This window comes from Algoriphagus sp. A40, assembly GCF_002002735.1.
Lineage (GTDB): Bacteria > Bacteroidota > Bacteroidia > Cytophagales > Cyclobacteriaceae > Algoriphagus.
On record NZ_MUNY01000044.1, the window covers coordinates 56996 to 74254 of the forward strand.

Annotated in this window: 13 protein-coding genes; 4 read left to right on the top strand and 9 right to left on the bottom strand. The window is 45.3% G+C overall.

Annotated features, from left to right (window positions below):
- Positions 1-5: 5 nt before the first annotated feature.
- Complete coding sequence (locus B0E43_RS28040; RefSeq protein ID WP_139352692.1) at positions 6-794, bottom strand: hypothetical protein; 789 nt, start codon at positions 792-794, stop codon at positions 6-8.
- Between the two features lie 459 nt (positions 795-1253).
- Between B0E43_RS28040 and B0E43_RS28045 the strand changes: the two genes are divergently transcribed.
- Both B0E43_RS28045 and nagB read left to right on the top strand, forming a co-directional pair.
- Positions 1254-2600, top strand: a complete 1347-nt coding sequence (locus B0E43_RS28045; RefSeq protein ID WP_254423378.1) for an ammonium transporter — start codon at positions 1254-1256, stop codon at positions 2598-2600.
- 346 nt (positions 2601-2946) lie between these two features.
- Entirely contained in the window at positions 2947-3777 is an 831-nt protein-coding gene (gene nagB / locus B0E43_RS28050) for a glucosamine-6-phosphate deaminase (RefSeq protein WP_077348066.1), read from the top strand.
- 151 nt (positions 3778-3928) lie between these two features.
- Here nagB and B0E43_RS28055 read toward each other — a convergent pair whose 3' ends face one another.
- From B0E43_RS28055 to pta, 6 genes are all read right to left on the bottom strand, one after another.
- Positions 3929-5440 carry an alkaline phosphatase family protein gene (locus B0E43_RS28055; protein ID WP_077348068.1) on the bottom strand — a complete coding sequence of 504 codons (1512 nt, stop codon included), beginning with the start codon at positions 5438-5440 and terminating at the stop codon, positions 3929-3931.
- Between the two features lie 667 nt (positions 5441-6107).
- Complete coding sequence (locus tag B0E43_RS28060) at positions 6108-6557, bottom strand: KTSC domain-containing protein (protein WP_077348070.1); 450 nt, start codon at positions 6555-6557, stop codon at positions 6108-6110.
- A 333-nt stretch (positions 6558-6890) separates the two neighbouring features.
- Positions 6891-8345 carry an amidohydrolase family protein gene (locus tag B0E43_RS28065; RefSeq protein ID WP_168171907.1) on the bottom strand — a complete coding sequence of 485 codons (1455 nt, stop codon included), beginning with the start codon at positions 8343-8345 and terminating at the stop codon, positions 6891-6893.
- A gap of 297 nt (positions 8346-8642) precedes the next feature.
- Entirely contained in the window at positions 8643-9098 is a 456-nt protein-coding gene (locus tag B0E43_RS28070) for a DinB family protein (protein ID WP_077348074.1), read from the bottom strand.
- A 75-nt stretch (positions 9099-9173) separates the two neighbouring features.
- On the bottom strand, positions 9174-10370 hold the full coding sequence (locus B0E43_RS28075) for an acetate/propionate family kinase (RefSeq protein ID WP_077348076.1): 1197 nt from the start codon (positions 10368-10370) through the stop codon (positions 9174-9176).
- 203 nt (positions 10371-10573) lie between these two features.
- A complete protein-coding gene (gene pta / locus B0E43_RS28080; protein WP_077348078.1) occupies positions 10574-12670 on the bottom strand; it encodes a phosphate acetyltransferase in 2097 nt (698 codons plus the stop codon).
- Between the two features lie 448 nt (positions 12671-13118).
- On the opposite strand from pta, the gene B0E43_RS28085 reads away from it, so the two are divergent.
- Positions 13119-14600, top strand: a complete 1482-nt coding sequence (locus B0E43_RS28085) for an APC family permease (RefSeq protein WP_077348080.1) — start codon at positions 13119-13121, stop codon at positions 14598-14600.
- Between the two features lie 8 nt (positions 14601-14608).
- A complete protein-coding gene (locus B0E43_RS28090; protein ID WP_077348082.1) occupies positions 14609-16057 on the top strand; it encodes an aldo/keto reductase in 1449 nt (482 codons plus the stop codon).
- Positions 16058-16169: 112 nt separating this feature from the next.
- Here B0E43_RS28090 and B0E43_RS28095 read toward each other — a convergent pair whose 3' ends face one another.
- Both B0E43_RS28095 and B0E43_RS28100 read right to left on the bottom strand, forming a co-directional pair.
- A complete protein-coding gene (locus B0E43_RS28095; RefSeq protein WP_077348084.1) occupies positions 16170-16799 on the bottom strand; it encodes an L-threonylcarbamoyladenylate synthase in 630 nt (209 codons plus the stop codon).
- Positions 16799-17221 carry a (deoxy)nucleoside triphosphate pyrophosphohydrolase gene (locus B0E43_RS28100; protein ID WP_077348086.1) on the bottom strand — a complete coding sequence of 141 codons (423 nt, stop codon included), beginning with the start codon at positions 17219-17221 and terminating at the stop codon, positions 16799-16801. Before B0E43_RS28100 ends, B0E43_RS28095 begins: the two co-directional genes overlap by 1 nt.
- Positions 17222-17259 lie beyond the last annotated feature (38 nt).

Below are 17259 nucleotides of genomic sequence, written 5' to 3' on the forward strand. Positions count from 1 at the left end.
AGTTTTTAGGGATTAAGTTTGTTGAATTCAGAAAGCAGCCTCTTGACCTGAGCGGAATTACCATTTATTGCTTTGGTCAGATCCTTGTCTGAGAGCTTATCCCGTCCGTCATAAAGTACCTGATGCCCTTTGGCAATCGCATTAAGAGCTTCGGCAAAAAGATCCATTTGCTTTTCTTTTGTTTGAATTTCTTCGAGAACCCGGTAATAGTCCCCAGTCGCTTTGCCCTTTTCATAGTCAGATTGGAGGGTATTGTTCATTTTCATATCCATGTAGTAGGTGTACATCCGCTCTTTTTTAAACCTCAGCTCCCCTTTGAGATTGGTACGGATAATCCCCTGAAATGCACTCAGCAGGACTTGAAGCGGTTCATTAGCTTCAGTTATATACCCTGCAATTTTCCTCCTTCGGTAAAAATCGGTAGCACTTCTCAATAGGATATTAGAAAGTGTGGAATAGGCCTTGGCCATGTTTGCATCAATAGCCAGAGGCCCCAGTTCCTGTGCTGTCATAGAATTGACTACTGCATCGGTACTGTATGTAGTCAATTCATTTTGCGAAAGATTCCCCAATCCCTCAAAGTACCCCCCGATGGCCTGATACATAATCTGGGTAACGCTGTCTGCCTCCACATACAACTCACAGGGACATTCTAAAACCCGATTGAATTCATATTTTCCAATTGCCTCGTCTTCACAGCGATCCAGGCAATGGTCCAAAAAGGTATAATCTATCTGCTCAAAATTTTGAATACTTACATGGGAAGTCTCCGAAAAATCGCGGACGGTCTTCAAATTAACACAGCTAATAAGGCCGCAGGACAGGCCAATCAGAAAAATTGGAAACCAATACTTCTTGGTCATTGGGTGTATTATCATTGCCAAATGGGTTAAAAATAAGCTTGAGAATCACGGGACTTTACCCCATTTCAAAGCATTGAAAAAGATACGAAGAAGACCTCGGAAATCCGCATCGTAAGCTAAAGACCCAGAAACTCCCGTGTTTGAAGACTCGGCACCTTCCCAAAATCCGGGGAATATATATGCATACCGCTTTAGAAAGACAAATATTTAGGGTCAATCCCTTTGTTTTCTGTCTGAGCAACTGAAAATAGACATTATTTAGCAGCCTAACACCTAATTGAAACCCGAATTCAATCGTTTTTGATACATTTTTATTGAAAATGGGTAAATTTTCATCCTGTATTTCACAACCCAAATCGAATAAAACATTAATTCTTATACTTTTGCCAAATGGAAAAAAACGGAATGAAATTCAAGTGGAAAGTAGCTTTTCTGATCACTATTGCTGCTCCCGTATTGGGATTATTTTGGACGCAAAGCCAGCCTGTTCTGGAAAATTTCGGCACTGAGGAGCAATTGGTCTATGCCGATATCGCCTGGCTTTTGACGGCTTCCTGCCTGGTGTTGCTAATGACCCCCGGACTTTCTCTCTTCTACGGAGGAATGGTTGGGAAGAAAAACCTGATTTCCACCATGCTGCAGAGCTTCATTTCGTTGGGAGTGGTCACCATGCTTTGGGTTGTAGTCGGCTTTAGCCTTGCTTTTGGCGACCCTATCGGGATCGAGATTGACGGCAAAACCTATGGAATAATCGGCAATCCATTCCAATACCTGTTTTTTGATCAGGTGAGCACACTGCCTCACAAAGCTTTGGGAAGTACCCTTCCATTTATTCTCTTCGCATTGTTTCAGATGAAGTTTGCTGTGATCACCCCGGCGATTATCACCGGATCTTTTGCAGAGAGGGTGCGATTCATCGGCTACCTGTTTTTCATCGGCATTTTCTGTGTCTTTGTCTATGCTCCGCTTTGCCACATGGTCTGGCATCCCCAGGGCTTGATTGGATCTTATTTTGGAGTACTCGATTTCGCGGGTGGTACTGTAGTTCATATCAGTGCCGGTCTTGCCTCGCTGGCTGGGGCACTATTCCTGGGTAAAAGAAAAAAGCCAAACCACGAACCTTCCAATATTACCTATGTCATTCTAGGCACAGGAATGCTTTGGTTTGGCTGGTTTGGATTCAATGCCGGATCTTCTTTGGCAGCCAATGGCACTGCAGCACTGGCTTTTGCAACAACCACGATCTGTTCTGCCACAGCCATGATGACCTGGGTCTTGTTTGACCGGATTCAGGGGAGAAAAATCTCTGCACTCCAAGCCTGTATCGGTGCGGTGGTCGGGTTGGTTGTCATCACTCCCGCCGCTGGATTTATCACCGTGCCTCAAAGCTTTTTCTTTGGAGCAATCGGGGCTATCGTTTCCAATATGGCGATGCATGCCAAGTTCCTCAAAAAGATAGACGATACCCTGGATGTCTTTGCCTGCCATGGGATCGGCGGGATCATGGGAATGATCCTGACGGCGATTTTTGCAGGAAAAGAAGGCTCAAGCTTGATGAACGGCGGCTGGTCAGTTTTTGGATCACACATGCTTGTATTAGTTGGAGTGATTGTTTTCTCCTTCAGCATGTCCTATGCAATTTTCTTTGTGCTCAACAAGTTTGTGACGCTTCGGGTAAGGGAAGAATATGAGGAAATCGGGTTGGACCTTTCCCAACATGGAGAGTCGCTTTCCTGAGAAAAAGGAAGCCCTGGGAAACCAAATATCCATTTTAGTAAAGCCATTTGAGGGGAAATTCGGGATTTCGTTTTTCCCCGAATCGGGTTGTCTTTCCTTTCCAAAAATTCCAATCCTATAAATTCGAGGGAATTGGGGTATGAAAAAATCTGGGCAATCCTGCATTTCAGGTAGTACTATTTCACCTATTCGGGGTATTCATCCAGGAGCTTTCAAAAAACATCAGCCTCTCCAATTCAGGGTTCTGTTTTTGGGCTTCCATTGGATGAAAACACTCCTTTAAAACAGGGGTTTTTTATCGAAAACTCGACCAAACTCTGATATTCAACTCTAAACTATTCTAGCAATGAGACTGCTCATTCAGGACAATTATGATTTGCTTTCCAAATGGGTAGCACACTACATTGTCGGCCAAATCAAGGCTCATCAGGAAAAGAGCTCTTCGCCTTTTGTGCTTGGACTTCCCACAGGATCATCTCCTTTGGGGACCTACCGGGAGCTGATCAAACTCTATGAAGGCGGTAAAGTTTCTTTTCAGAATGTCATCACCTTCAATATGGATGAATACGTGGCCTTACCCGAAATCCATCCGGAAAGCTATCATGCATTCATGTTCAAAAACTTCTTTTCACATATCGATATCCCTCAGGAAAACATCAATATCCTGGACGGAAACGCTGCAGATCTGGAATCGGAATGCAGCAGATATGAGGAAAAAATCAAGCAGGTGGGTGGAATTGATCTGTTTTTGGGCGGAATAGGAATTGACGGGCATATCGCCTTCAATGAGCCGGGTTCATCGCTGACCTCCCGAACCCGGGTGAAAACCCTAAATACCGAAACCCGGATGGTCAATTCACGGTTTTTTGATAATGACCTGAATCAAGTTCCCAAACTGGCTCTGACAGTCGGCGTGGGAACAGTAATGGACGCGAGAGAAGTGGTGATTATTGTCAACGGCCATCAAAAAGCACGGGCACTTCACAAGGCTGTGGAAGGTGGGGTTTCCCATATGTGGACCATCAGTGCCCTGCAACTCCACCACAAATCCATGATTGTCTGCGATGAGGACGCCACCATGGAGCTAAAAGTGGGCACTTACAAGTACTTCAAAGACATCGAAAAAGACAATATCGAACCTTCAAATATTGGTCTGGGAGACCAATACCTACATTAATCCAAAGGCCGAAAAAGCCAAGCCCAAAAGAGGCTGTTTCAGATTTGAAACAGCCTCTTTTTCTTTGTGTGCAACGCTAAAGTATTGAGGAAATTTTTGATTTTGGGCCACCAACCAAAGCGAAATCACCTTAGGAATAATCTGATCCTGACTAATTCCCTGTTCTTTGGGTTTCAGACCTGATGATATACTTTCCGGATCCCGGAACAGATTCGGTCACCAGCTTTACCTGATAGTTTATTTCCCCCTGAATGCCCTTTGCCCCCAGCGTATCTATTCTGATATTTTCCTTGCCGGGACCAGCTTCACCAGCCAGAATTTCTTCAATTACTCTTCCGTCAAATTTTTCCGCAGATTCTACTCCATGGAGTTTCAAAATCGTAGGCAGCAGATCCACTGTACCGGAAGGAAGTCCATTCTGATAGCCTTTTTTAAACGCAGGACCAAAGGCAACCAATGGAATAGACATTTCATAGGGACTGGAAGTGCCGTGTCCGGCAACACCACCGCCGTAGCTAAATCCCGAATACCCGAATTCATTGGTCTCATCGGTCCAATTCAAATCCACAAACAGATCTGGTACCCGCTCCTGAAAATCCCAATTGACGGATGAAAAGGGCAAAGTTCCTTCAATTCCCTCTTTGGTGAAAATCGCACCAACCCATTCTTCTTTTTGCAGGGATTGTATGATTGGATTCAGACTGCTCTTATTTTCCTCAGAAAGGTAAACTGCCCCAGCGACTGAAATCATATCTTCGGATTCAGGGGATTCCTTAAAGCCCTTTTCTACCAAAAATGAAGAAAGTCCGGGGCTGGCTTTGCGGGTGACAAAGCCATGGTCTGCAGTGACCATCAGGTTAACTTTATCTTCCAGCCCTTTGTCCTTGATTGCCTGGACAATCCGGCCGATTTGTTCATCTACTTTCCCGATCGCTTGCAAAGTTATGGGAACTCCCACCCCATGGGCATGGGCCGTACCATCAGGATCCGAAAACCAAACCACCGAAACATCCGGCCCATCCCCGGCAAGCGCATATTGGATAAGGATATCCGTAAGCCAAGCATGTCTTGCTCCGTTTGGATCCTCAGATGCCGGAGCATATCCAAATTCTTTTAAAATCCGATCCTGCAAGGAAACCGGAAGGATGGTATCCGCATTGATGATTCCAAGGCCCTTTACACGATGATTCAGTAACCAGGCCGAACCTGTGGACCCTGTACTGAATACGGCATACTTCAGGTTATTTTCAGAAAGGATTTCTCCAATTGACGGAACCTGCACCAATCCCCCTCCCAAAACTGAATCTGCATGGATCAACTCTAGGGCCTCGCCGGTGTCCACTCCTTCTCTGGGATTTACCTGGGGCAAATAGATGGTATTTCCCAAAATCCCGTGACGATGAGGATAGCTTCCGGTGGCAAAAGAAGTCGCATTGACCCGGGTCACCGATGGGAAAATCGGGTGATGGTTCAAAGACTGGGTTCCTTCTTTCATCATCTGATGCAGATGGGGCATCTGCTTCTCCGTGATGTAATCGGGTCTCAGCCCATCTACGAAAATCACGATAGTTTTCGGGAGTGATTCTGCTTCTTCATTGCCTGATTTACAGGAAAAAGCAAGAATAACAGCCAGGACTAAACTTAGGTTTTTGAGAGTCTTCATTAATTTGTGAACCGATTTTTGAATTTTTTGATATTTCTATTTCTGGCAATTCCCAAAGTACCTTTTCTGAAAAAGAAGGCTATCGGGATACGTTTTGATTGCCCGAACCGCAAATTCGGCAATGGGGAATAATTATTCTCCTATACTACTGCCAACTTGTGGATCTGGCCTATCCCAAAAAATTATCAAATAGTTAAATCCTTCCCTATTCATTTCAATTTCTGCAAAATGAATCCCAAAAAAAAACAAAAGAGGTCATTCCTGACCTCTTGCATTGATAAATTCCAAAATGCGATTCGGGTTGTTTTTTAGGATTTCGGCTCAATAGCCCGTCAAAAAGTTTGGAAATCAAGGTGACTTTCTGTCTTTGATCCAGCTTTTCGAATTTCATCTCCTTGAATTTGAATCACTAGATGATGTTGACAATCTCAAACAAAACGAGGAGAGAAAGACTATCAATCAAGTCATTAATTTTTTACAAGGAAATATAATTGCGATGCATCTAATTCACGAATCGCATTTCGGGTTGAGATCCGCGAGACAATAATCCGGGTGCCCTTTCCATCCGTTGTTTCTCTGGAGATGTGCCAGCTTCTCTACCTAAGAATCTCGAAATGAGGCTTAGAGAAATTTTACCTGGATGAATTCCAGAACTTAAAATAAGGCATTAGGCCGTCTCCAACGTCTTCTTAGACTTCCGATACAGGTGATCACTTAGGATATTCCTTCTGGCAAAGCGGTAGGCGTTGTCAGCGTTGATAAACTTGGTGTAGGTATTTTTTGACACACCAAAATACTCGTAGGTATTCCCGTCCAGGAAGGTGATCTCGAGAACCTGATTTTTATATTGGAAGTCTCCGATTCCGGATTGGGTGATGGTCTGGGTATATTCCTCCATATTGGCTTCTGCGGTTTCAGGAGCGATGCTCACCAAAAAATGATAGCCGTCAATGATTTTAGTGCTTTTTTCTTCAGCTTCCTTGGCTTTTTCGTCTCCTTCAAGAAACTTGTCCGGGTGCCATTCCTTTACCAGTGTTCTGTAGGTGGTTTTCAGCTGCTTCAAGTCAATAGGACCTTCGATATTAAAAAGTTTCTTGTATTCATTTATCCGCTTCATGGATGCCTCTTTAGAATTTGCACAAAGGTACGGATAAAAATTAGTGCGTTAAAAAATCTCAAATCCGAACCGCAGGCACTTTTTTCGAGTATCCGAAAGCAATATGTCCCATATAATAATTGGTAATTAAAAACTGAATCAATTGAATATTCCGGCAACTACCTTTTGACTGGCAGCCCCCTAATTCTCACCGCTCCCAGGAGAATGGGGAACCCTGCTTGCAATAGAATGAGGAAGTTCAGGACAGGTTCCGCCTATGCGAACCGGAACACGTAGGTGATTTTTTCAAACCGGTTTCGGTTTGACGATTCGAACCTAAGCGGAAATGATCCGCTATTTTTCTCTCGACTTATCCAGTCTTACTTTTGCTTCCCTCGCATCTGAAAGGATTTTATCCAAATCCGCCCTACCCAGGTAACTGCTTTTTGTGAATACGCCGCTTATATGGGTCGTGGCATTGATATCTTCCAGTGGATTGCTGTCAAGTAGTACCAGATCTGCACGCTTCCCTATATCTATGGAACCCATCTCTTTATCTTTTTTCAGAAACCTTGCTCCATTGATCGTAGCTGCGCGGAGTACATCGATCGGTTTTAGACCGGCGTCCTGGAATATCTGAAGTTCCTGAATCAGGGACTGGGCAGGGTAAACCAAGGCGTTTAGCACCGCTCCATCGCTTCCGGCTAGTATCGTGATCCCGGCATCTTGATAGTGGACTAACTGAGAAATATTGAATTGATAGGTTTGTTTTCGCTCTTTCATCTGTTCAGGTGTTTCATTTTTCAACCGCTCAATCCTTTTTAGATATTCAGCAGTAAAGGCTTTCGTCAGATATTTCGTCATCATCGAATCCAGCAGATGGTTCTCCTCATCCCCATAGGCGATCTGCCGTCCTCCGATATAGGTCGGCGTCACGTAAAGCCCTTTGTCACCCAGTATTTTATAATTTCGATCCGCCTTTTGCTGGTCAAAAATACCTTTGTACAGTGCACCGGCTTGAGCATTGGTCAGCGTACCCGCTTTCAATTGCGCTACAATCTCCTCCTGATCGTACCCCAACCTATTCAGGTAACTGGCATGCTCAACACTGGAAAAACCGGCGTCCACCATTTCCTCGAGCGTTAGATCGATTGGCACGTGACCTGAAACGACGTAGCCCCGTTCATGTGCAGCTTGGATACTTTTCAGAAATAATTCTCCGTGCAACTTGTTGTCAGTAATCTTGATGAAATCCGGAGCCCAGACATCCTGCTTATCCATCATGAGGTTAAGCTCGGTTTCATTCTCAATTTCAAGATCCCCCTTCCAGGATGAGTTTTTGCCCTCGAGTTTTAATCCGGCGGTAAAAAGGTTCGGCCCAAACAATTTCCCCGCATTGATTTCATCTCTCCACTTTAAAACCGTCTCGCCCAGGTCGCTGGCACAGTCTCTCACGGTCGTAATGCCAAAGGCAATGAACAGCGGAAGCAGCGCCTGGTTGTCTTCCTCTAGTCCCTGCACTTCCAAGTGTATGTGCATATCCCAAAGACCGGGAATGATAAACTTATTTTTAGCGTCTAGCTGCTGCGATTGGGGTATGTCTTTGCTCAGCTGGTTGAAATCTCCCAACGCTTTTATTTGGTCCCCTTCGATCAGCAAGGCCATTTCACTTTTTATCTTGCCTGTCAAAACATCTACGATCTGGGCATTATAAATCAAAAACTGCTCTTGAGGCAAGCCTTGGGCTTGAACTATCACCGCTAGCAATACGAATGTGATAATGAGATAGCACCTGGAAAACAACTTCATACAATCAATTTTTCTTTTGGGATAATACATCCTTTTTCGTGTCAGTTCTGTGCAGTCTCTTTACGAGGGAGCCTATTTTATCTATAGCTGTAATCGCAGTGAAGAGCAGACTGTCGCATAATTACACACATTCCGCTCCTTTTCATGGAAAGCACATTGTAAAGTAACGAAATGCCGCCCAATTCGAGATCTACGATTTAGAGAAGCAGGTGCAAAAGCCTTCACCCCACTAGCCTAATTTTATCTCACCTTGGTCTGGGCAGTAAACGAACGGAATGGATGCAGACGCTGAATCTGTCAGACAAACTTACTGATACTCATCATATACCCTAGATGCAACCCTTCATGGTAATTGTTGAAATGAAGCGAATCTTCTAAAGTATTCAATAAAAAACCTGTCGCGGTCTGCCGCTCGGTAAAGGTCTGGAAAACGCCGCTGCTCAGGTCCGCATCGGTTTGCTCCACCAGCGAGATTAATAATTTTTTCAGTTCATTGACTTCGGCTTGAGAGATGTTTCCGGTGGGTTTCGATCCTGGTTTGTAAGTATCAAAAAGCTCCGCAGAAACGTGCATCGGGAGATTAGAAAGGCGGTAGATCAAGGACTGTTGCGCCACGATGATGTGTCCAATGTTCCATATGAGATTATTGTTAAATCCTGCTGGAACTTTATTCAGTTGCTCCAGATCGTATTTTTCAAAATAATCCAAGTAGATCCTTCGGCTGGTTTTCCAGGTTTTGATGAGTGATTCCATTTTGCTTTCGGGTTGATTAATTTACGTTTTGTATTCGGAACGGGCATCTTTAGCGTTAGCTGGTATTAGTTTCACTTATCCCAATAATTCAAAGCATTGCCTGGCTATCTCCAATTCCTCGTTGGTCGGAATAACCAACACTTTGACCTTTGAGTCAAAAGTGTTGATTTCACGGATTCCTGAATTTTTCGATTCATTTTTTGCACTATCCAGGCTGATTCCAAAAAAATCCATCTCCTGACAGACGAGCTTTCGGCTCAGCGCATCGTTTTCCCCCACTCCAGCGGTGAATACAATCGCATCCAAGCCATTCAGCACTGCGGCAAATGAACCAATGAATTTCTTGATGTGATAGGCGTATATGTCATAAGCCAAGACCGCATTTTTCTCACCTTTGTCATAGTGCTGTTTTATGTCCCGCATATCGCTGAATCCCGTCAGGCCGAGCATTCCGCTTTTTTTGTTCAGCACTTTATTGACCTCATCGAGGGAATAGCCAAGCTGATTGACCAGGTAAAAAATCACCGACTGATCCACATCTCCAGCACGGGTTCCCATAATGAGCCCATTCATCGGTCCCAAGCCCATACTGGTATCGATGCATTTCCCATCCTTCACCGCAGCCATACTGCAGCCGTTGCCCAAATGGATGGTGATGATTTTGGAGTCCTTTTTTCCTAAAAACTCAATGGCTTTTTCAGAAACGTATTTGTGGCTGGTGCCATGAAAGCCATAGGCCCGAATGCCGTGTTTCTCATAATATTCGTTGGGAATGGGAACCCGGAAGGCAACCGGAGGCATCGTCTGATGGAAAGCTGTGTCAAAAACCGCTATTTGTTTTGCCTTGGTAAAAATCTTCTCAGCAACCTCTATTCCCAGAAAATTAGCCGGATTATGAAGTGGGGCCAATGGAAAAAGCTCTTTGATTTTGGTCTTGGCTTCTTCGGTGATGAGCTGGGTTTGGGAAAACTTTTCTCCTCCATGAACTACTCTATGTCCGACGACATGCACTTGGTCTGGGTCTGAAATCACTCCAACTTCAGGGTCTGTCAGTAATTTGGCCACAGCTTTCAGGCCAGCAGCATGGTCAGGAATCGGCTTGCTTTCGTTTTTCTTCACCACACCTGATTCCAAAAAAGCCGTGTATTTTATTTCGGACTCTTCCAGCCCAATCCTGTCCACCAATCCGGAACAAATCACCTTGGCTTCTGGCATGGCTATCAGTTGATACTTGATCGAGCTGCTGCCCGAATTGATGACGAAGACATTCATAAAGTGGAAGTTATGGAGTTAGGCTAATTTTCAAAATTCGAGAATACTTATTTGAGAAAGGGTTGGATTTACGATTTACGAAGTACGATTTACGAGGTGAAAAAGAACCTCAATCATTATTTCTAGTGGTTAACCCTTTGGACAATACCGTTGAAAGATGGCTTGAGGTCGTAATTCGTAAATCAAAAATCGTAAATCCTAAATCAATTGGCTGATTCCTGCGCCTGAATGGAAGTGATGACTACCGTATTAAAAACATCTGCCACAGTACAGCCGCGGCTGAGGTCATTCACCGGTTTGTTTAGCCCCTGCAGCATGGGGCCGATGGCCAAAGCTCCGGTTTCCCGCTGAACGGCTTTGTAAGTGTTGTTTCCGGTGTTCAGGTCTGGGAAAATCAATACACTGGCTTGGCCTGCAACTTGGGAATCTGGCATTTTCTTTTTCCCAACTTCAGGATCCACCGCCGCATCGTATTGGATGGGTCCTTCGACTTTCAGGTCTGGTCTTCGTTCACGTACCAGTTCAGTGGCTTTTCTGACTTTGTCCACATCTTCACCTTCTCCCGAACTACCGGAAGAATAGGATAGCATCGCGATTTTGGGCTCAATGCCTAGCATTTTGGCAGAGTCTGCGGAAGAAATGGCAATGTCAGCCAATTGCTCGGAAGTTGGATTGGGAATGACTGCACAATCTCCGAACACTGAAACCCGGCTGGGAAGGCACATAAAAAAAACTGAAGAAACCGTGGATACTCCGGGCTTGGTCTTGACAAACTGAAGAGCCGGGCGGATGGTATGCTGGGTCGTATGGATTGCTCCGGATACCATTCCGTCAGCTTCCCCTTTGAACACCATCATGGTGCCAAAATAAGAGACGTCATGCATCAGATCCTTGGCCATTGCCAAAGTAACTCCTTTGCTTTTTCTGAGTTCGTAAAGGGTCTGCGCATAACCTTCGAATTTTTCGGAAGTTTCCGGATTTTCGATTCCTATTTTATCCAGATCAAAGGACAGATTCAGTCTCTTTACCGCAGTTTCGATAGTTTCCTTAACTCCCAAAATGGTCAGGTCAACCACATTTTGGCGGATCAACATATCAGCAGCCATCAAAATCCGGTCATCGTCCCCTTCAGGCAATACGATGTGCTTTTTCTTTTCTTTGGCCCGCTTGACCAATTGGTACTGAAACATGCGAGGTGTCAGTGAATCGGAATGGAATGCCACAATCCGCTCTGCGAGTGCCTTTTCATCTACCCATTTTTCAAAAAGTCGGATGGCGATTGAAATTTTTTCTTTGTCTGCAGCAGCGATTCTGGCTCGGATCTGGTTGACTTCGGTCACCACTTGGAATGTCCCTTGTTCGACCTGCAAAATCGGAACAATCGTTTCCAGACCTTCAATCAACTTCACAATGGAAGGTTCGGGATGAATCCCACCTGACACTATAATCCCGGCAACCTTTCCGAATTTTCTGGAAACATTGGCCTGCAAAGCCCCAATGATGAGGTCTCCCCGATCCCCAGGTGTCACCACCAGTGTATTTTGTCCCAATCTTGTCAGAAAATTAGGCAGCTGCATCGCCCCGACTATCGAATGATCAACCCGATTGGTCAGTAGATTTTCTCCAAAAAGCAGCTCGGCATCCAAAGACTCTTTAATCTCCCCCATGGTTGGGTTGCTCAATTCCATATGCATGGGAATGGTCGTCACCAGGGTTTCCTCAGGGATGACCAATTTTAACCGCTTTGCTATTTCTTCCTCTTTTCCTTCCTCCACTTTGTTGGCGACCAAAACCAACACCTGCACCCCCTTGTTCAAAAAACCTTTAAGCGTAGCCTGCGCCAAATCAACGATTTCGGGTATAGATCTCCTGGAGCAATTCAAAATAATCGCTGCCGGAATCCCGAGGTTTTTGGCTATGGAAATATTGCCGTCAAATTCAACATTGGTGTTGGCATCCAGAAAGTCGGTGCCTTCCACCACCACAAAATCTGAAGATTCCTGAAGCTTTTTAAACTTTTCAATAATCGAATCGATCAAGAAAGCCTCATTTCCATTGTTGATCTCTTTGATTGCTTTCTTCCTGGAGAAAACAAACATTTCCTCGTAGGATTGGGAGAGATTGAAGTGGTTTTTGATCAGATCGAGACGCCGGTCCTTTTCCTTTTTTCCTCCGGCAATGATCGGCTTAAAGTAAGAGAGTTTGTCCGTTTTGCTGGCCAAAAGGGCCATTAAGCCCAGCGCAAAAATTGATTTCCCTGAAAAGGGTTCCGTGGTGGTGAGGTAGATGGCGTTGGTCATTTTGATTCGGGTGAGATCCTGGTTAAAAATGGATTAAAAGATTATCCGCATTTTGGCCGGATTAGCTAAACCTAAGAATTTGATTGCGGATAATCGTCCACAGTCAACAGACGACAGTCCACAGCTAGTCATGCCTAACTCAAATCTTTTGGGATAATGCTAATCGCAAGAAAGCGGACTTTTAAATGAATTTGATTTTCCCTCAAAATAGCTAATAAGAGCCTGGAAAAAGCCTGACAAAGGTCATTTGATACTTTCTTTTTTTTCAATTATTAAAAAATTAACCGTTCTAAGGACGAATACAATTCATGTGAATGGAAAATGAGAATTCCCATTCAGTTTAACCGGCCGTCGACTGTGGTCCGTCGACCGTGGACTTTTATTTCCTTTTGACCAGAAGACGAATTAGCGGTTAATCATTTTTTCTATCTTCCTCCTTTCGATTCAAATGAGCGCCTCAAACACCCACCTCACCCGCCAGCTTGGACTTCTTGGATTGACTGCAACCGGGATTTGCTCCATGATCGGGGCATCGATCTACATCGTGCCGTTTATGATTCAGCGCAATGTGCCGGGAATCGGTCCATACGTCCTTCCTGCATTTCTTTTTGCCGCTATTCCTGCAGTGTTCGCCGCTTTGGCCTACACGATTTTGGCTTCAGCGATGCCTCGGGCAGGAGGCTCTTACCTTTACGCAAGCCGGGCAATTCATCCCTATCTGGGTTTTGTCGCCAGTTTTTCACAATGGTTTGGCCTCTCCATCGTGATCGGGGTGATTGCTTATGTTGTGGTACCTTTCTTCCGGGATGTGGCTGTGGCGCTGAATTGGACTGGTTTAGCCAATTTATTGGATACACCTTGGATTCGGGTAAGTCTGGCTTTGACCTTACTTTGGCTTTTTGTCTATGTGAATATTCTGGGGGCAAAATTCTACGAGCGTACGCTGATTCCGCTGATGATTCTGATGTTTATCTTAGGCGGAATTGTGATCATTTCCGGGTTAAGTTTTGACCATTCGGATTTTCTTTCGGCTTTAATGGAAAAAGAAGGAAGAAACCTTGAACTCACTGAAACAGTCTTTCACTGGCCAACCTTTCTTTCTGCAGCAGCTTTGCTTTTTTCCAGTTTTATCGGTTTTGACTCCATCGCTCAGGCAGGAGGAGAAGCCAAAAACCCAATCAAAAACCTCCCGCGGGCAATTGGTTTGGCTATTTTGAGTGTAGGTTTATTTTACATCGCATTTACTTATGCTGTTTATCATGCCGTTCCCTGGCAATTTGTCGCTCTGGAAGCGCTGGAAAAAGACATCACGGCAGCGGGTATTTTGAGCTACTTACTCCCCTCCGGATTGGGCGTTTTGATTTTGCTCGGAGCTGCTGTCGCTTTGGTTAATGACCTCCCTGCAATGATTTTGTCGGTATCGCGACTGGTTTATTCCTGGGCAGAAGACGGAGTTTTTCCAAAAAGTTTATCCAAAATCCATTCCAAACATCAGACTCCCCACCTTGCCATTATTCTCAGCGGAGGAGTCTCCACTATCGGGATTTTGGGCAGCCACTTTGCCGGAGATATCTTCCTGGGCATTGACATCATGGTGACTTCCATGCTGGTCAATTTCCTCCTGATGTGTCTTTCGGTGATCCTTTTCCCGATTCGAAATCCGGCTTTAGCTTCCCAAATCAGCATCTTCCGGTACAGGCCAGTTCAACTTCTAATCGGCATCGGGGGAGCTTTCCTGCTGACTGCTTTCCTTTTCATCCACACCTTGAAAGACCTCAATGCCAGCGTTTCGGCCTGGTATTTTCACTCCACTCCCGTTTGGCTGATTGTGATGAGTTTGGCCTCGGTGCTTTTTCTTTTCCAATGGAAAAAACTGAAGTCCTCCGGGGTGGATCTAAAAACCCGATTTTCAACTCTTCCTTCTGAATAACCTTTGTTATGAACACTTCGAAATACACCGAACTCGCGCAGGGATTGACCATTTGCCGGGCCTTGACCGGACTTTGGCAGATTGCCGATATAGAGCGTAACGGAAAAAAAGTCGATCCTATTCAAGGAGCCAAAGCCATGAAAGCCTATGTGGATGGAGGGTTTAGCACTTTTGACATGGCAGACCATTATGGTTCTTCGGAAGAAATCGCGGGTGTTTTTCGGAAGGAATACGGGAAAAATGCCGCTCAGCTTTTTACAAAATGGGTGCCTTCTCCCGATCGAATCACCAAAGCTCAAGTGCGGGAAGCAGTGGAATTGGCTTTGACCCGGATGCAATCGGAAGTGATTGATCTGATGCAATTTCATGCTTGGCAGTATTCCCATCCGAGCTGGGTGGACAGTATGTTTTGGCTGCAGGAACTCAGGGAAGAAGGGCTGATCAAGCATCTCGGCCTGACCAATTTCGACACTGCTCACCTAAGTATCGTGGTCAATTCTGGTATTGAGGTGGTTTCCAATCAAGTTTGCTTTTCGCTTTTGGATCAACGGGCAGCCGGTGCCATGACCGAACTTTGCATAAAGCACAAGGTGAAACTATTGGCTTTCGGAACGGTGGCCGGGGGATTTCTATCTGAAAAATGGTTGGGAAAACCCGAGCCAGTCCTGAACGAAACCCTGACTTGGTCCCAAATGAAATACAAGCGCTTCATCGATGCGGCCGGAGGTTGGGAGAAGTTTCAGGTCCTGCTCCGCACCATGGAAGATATCGCCCAAAAACATCAGGTCAGTATTTCCAACGTCGCCAGCAAATGGATCATGGATCAACCTGCTGTTGGCGGAGTGATCATTGGAGCCAGATTGGGTCAAAGCGCTCATATTACCGACAATCAGAAGCTTTTTTCATTCGAACTGGATGACTCAGACCGGGAATCCATCCGCAAAATCCAAGGCGAACTAACTCAGATTCCTGGTGACTGCGGAGATGAATACCGGAAACCTCCTTTCCTGACAGCCTCTGGGGATTTGAGTCATCATGTGGAAAGTTTCCCCGCCCCCTATCCGACTAAATCAGGATCTGATGGGCGAACCAAAGCCCTGAGCGGAACGATCTGGGAGGACATCGCGGGATTCAGTAGAGCGGTGAGAAAAGGTAATCGGATCCTCGTGTCCGGTACCACTGCAACTCACGGCTCGAAAGCGATGGGTGGCAAGGATCCCGGTGCCCAAGCTCACTTCATCCTGGACAAGCTCGAAGGAGCGATCCAATCGTTAGGTGGAAGGTTGGAAGATGTGGTTCGAACAAGGATTTTTATCCGAAATGCGGATCAGTGGGAACCGATCTCCCGAGCCCATGGACAGCGATTTGCAGGAATTCAACCCGCCAATACCATGGTTAGGGCTGATCTGATCGGTGAGGAATATTTGGTGGAAATGGAGGCGGAGGCGATTATTTGATTTCGGATTTCGGATTTCGGATTTCGGATTTCGGATTTTGGATTTCGGATTTCGGATTTCGGATGCTTCGATGAAGTCAGTGCAAGTTTCGGATTCTTGCTTTTGGAAAAAATCAGCTGATGTCTTCAAGTTGCCCCAATCCCTGTCTGACCACTTCCACTTCATCTCCGGTACAATCCAGGATAGTTGAGGCCACATTTTGTCCATACCCCCCATCGATCACGAGATCCACTAGATTCTGGTATTTTTCAAAAATCAGCTCGGGATCTGTGCTGTATTCGATGACCTCATCCTCGTCATAGATGGAAGTAGAAAGAATCGGCTGACCCAATTCCTCCACAATTGCCTTTGGGATGGAATGGTCAGGGACACGAATTCCGACGGTCTTTTTATTGCTGTGCAAAATCTTTGGCACCAAGGAACTTGCCTCCAAAATGAATGTAAAGGGGCCCGGAAAGGCCTTTTTCATCATCTTAAAAACCGGCTTGTGGATCACCCGGGTGTATTGGGCGATATTGCTCAGATCCGCACAGATAAAAGAAAAGTTGTGCTTCTTGGGATTGATACCCTTGATTTTGCAGATTCTTTCTACCGCCCGCTGGTTTGTAATATCGCATCCCATCCCATAAACCGTGTCGGTTGGATAGATAATTATGCCACCGTTTCGGAGGACATCTACCACCTGTCTTACACGTTTGGGATCGGGATTTTGCTCATATAGCCGGATGAATTCAGCTGCCATTACCTTTCCAGTTTGATTTTAGTTACAAGCTTAACCCATTTCTCCTGCAATTCATGCACAATCGGCAAATCTGCCGCAGCCCAATCCACAGAAAGCAGGTCTTTTTTATCCAGCCAAATGACCTGCTCGTGTTCCAATAAACGAATTTCTCCGCTTTTCCAGATTGCTGCAAAAGGAATTAGCCGGATTGTTTTGGATGGGTAGGCAAATTCTGAAGGAGTAAGAGAATCAAAAATTTCAATTTCAACGGCCAACTCCTCTTTGATTTCCCGAATCAGGCAGGCTTTTGGGTCTTCGCCGACTTCCACTTTTCCTCCGGGAAATTCCCATTTGCCCGGCAAGTCCATGGCGAGCGATCGCTGTGCAGCCAGGACTTTTCCCTGATGGAAGATTATTGCGCAGGTTACTGGGACTAGCTTCATTTTTAAAAATAGAAATTCAATTGAAATACAATCGAAAT

Bases quoted from the DNA above. Each gene is read 5' to 3' on its own strand.
- B0E43_RS28065 (WP_168171907.1), bottom strand. From the start codon at position 8,345: ATGAAGTTGTTTTCCAGGTGCTATCTCATTATCACATTCGTATTGCTA.
- B0E43_RS28100 (WP_077348086.1), bottom strand. From the start codon at position 17,221: ATGAAGCTAGTCCCAGTAACCTGCGCAATAATCTTCCATCAGGGAAAA.
- B0E43_RS28090 (WP_077348082.1), top strand. From the start codon at position 14,609: ATGAACACTTCGAAATACACCGAACTCGCGCAGGGATTGACCATTTGC.
- B0E43_RS28060 (WP_077348070.1), bottom strand. From the start codon at position 6,557: ATGAAGCGGATAAATGAATACAAGAAACTTTTTAATATCGAAGGTCCT.
- B0E43_RS28055 (WP_077348068.1), bottom strand. From the start codon at position 5,440: ATGAAGACTCTCAAAAACCTAAGTTTAGTCCTGGCTGTTATTCTTGCT.
- B0E43_RS28085 (WP_077348080.1), top strand. From the start codon at position 13,119: ATGAGCGCCTCAAACACCCACCTCACCCGCCAGCTTGGACTTCTTGGA.
- B0E43_RS28095 (WP_077348084.1), bottom strand. From the start codon at position 16,799: ATGGCAGCTGAATTCATCCGGCTATATGAGCAAAATCCCGATCCCAAA.
- B0E43_RS28075 (WP_077348076.1), bottom strand. From the start codon at position 10,370: ATGAATGTCTTCGTCATCAATTCGGGCAGCAGCTCGATCAAGTATCAA.
- pta (WP_077348078.1), bottom strand. From the start codon at position 12,670: ATGACCAACGCCATCTACCTCACCACCACGGAACCCTTTTCAGGGAAA.
- B0E43_RS28070 (WP_077348074.1), bottom strand. From the start codon at position 9,098: ATGGAATCACTCATCAAAACCTGGAAAACCAGCCGAAGGATCTACTTG.
- nagB (WP_077348066.1), top strand. From the start codon at position 2,947: ATGAGACTGCTCATTCAGGACAATTATGATTTGCTTTCCAAATGGGTA.
- B0E43_RS28045 (WP_254423378.1), top strand. From the start codon at position 1,254: ATGGAAAAAAACGGAATGAAATTCAAGTGGAAAGTAGCTTTTCTGATC.